At 61.9% G+C, this 1,047-nt stretch carries 1 protein-coding gene; it reads right to left on the bottom strand.

Annotation, left to right across the window (positions count from 1 at the left end):
• Nucleotides 1–1,003, bottom strand: a 1,003-nt coding sequence (locus G3N59_RS36800) for an IS481 family transposase (protein ID WP_205987913.1), incomplete at its 3' end; no start/stop codon positions are given.
• Nucleotides 1,004–1,047 lie beyond the last annotated feature (44 nt).

Raw genomic sequence — 1,047 nt, 5'->3', positions numbered from 1 at the left:
TGAAGCGTAGCTCTCCGTTCCATCCGACGCGTTGCACGACATCGTTTTCCCCATATTCGATCGGCGGCAGGATCGCAGGGAATGTGCGCGCACTGGGCCGATAACGCGTGACAGGCGTTTTCATATCCAGCGCCTGATGGGGCCGCTGGTGGTTGTACACCATTCTCCATGCATCGAATGCCTTTTGCACACTGTTCAGGTTTCCGAAATGACGACCCGCGAGAACCTCTGCCTTCAGCGTTCGGTGGAAGCGCTCCTCCTTACCGTTGGTCTGCGGATGACCCACCCGGCTGTGGGACAGTCGCACGCCCAGACGAATGAGCCAGATCGCCAGTTCGGTCAACTGTCCGGGATGGCTGGGGCTACCCCACGGCGAGCCGTTGTCGGCATTCATACGCAGCGGCAACCCATAGCGTCGGAAGGTGCGCTCCAGATGATGCTGCACGGTGCGGGTATCGGTGGCAATGCAGGCATCGAGTGTCAGGTTGTAACGCGAATGATCGTCCAGCACCGTCAGCGGAGAGCAGTGCCGACCGTCCTGCAGCTCGAACCAGCCCTTGAAATCCATCTGCCAGAGATCGTTGGGCCGCTCGTGCTCGAAACGTGTCCACGGCGTGGCCGCCTCGGAGGCCGCCGGATCGATCAGGCCGTGTCGATGCAGGATGTCCGTCACGGTGCTGGGCGCAGGCGCATTGGTGTGTCCCAGATCGTGCAGGCGCTGGCTGATCTTGCGTCCGCCCCAGGCCGGATGCTCCCGACGCAGTTCGATCACCCGTTGCTCGATCGAAGCTGGCGTGCGTGCCGGACTCTGCAACGGGCGCCGGGAATGGTCTGCCAGCGCGCCGGTGCCGCCCTGCTCAGAATGACGCGCAAGCCACTTGTAGCCGGTCTTGGGGCTGATGCCAAAACGTCGGCACAGCTCGCGCCGGTTAGCGCCTTCCTGCAAAGCCAGATGAACAAATTCCAGACGCAGATTCATGGTGTCTCTCGGGTTCCACGGCATGGCCGGCTCCAGACGATTCACTTGTCCGAAGTGTTACCCATGTC

Source organism: Paraburkholderia sp. Ac-20340 (assembly GCF_017104965.1).
Classification (GTDB): domain Bacteria; phylum Pseudomonadota; class Gammaproteobacteria; order Burkholderiales; family Burkholderiaceae; genus Paraburkholderia.
The sequence above is the reverse complement of the archived record's forward strand: the minus strand, read 5'-3'. Positions and strand labels throughout refer to the sequence as shown.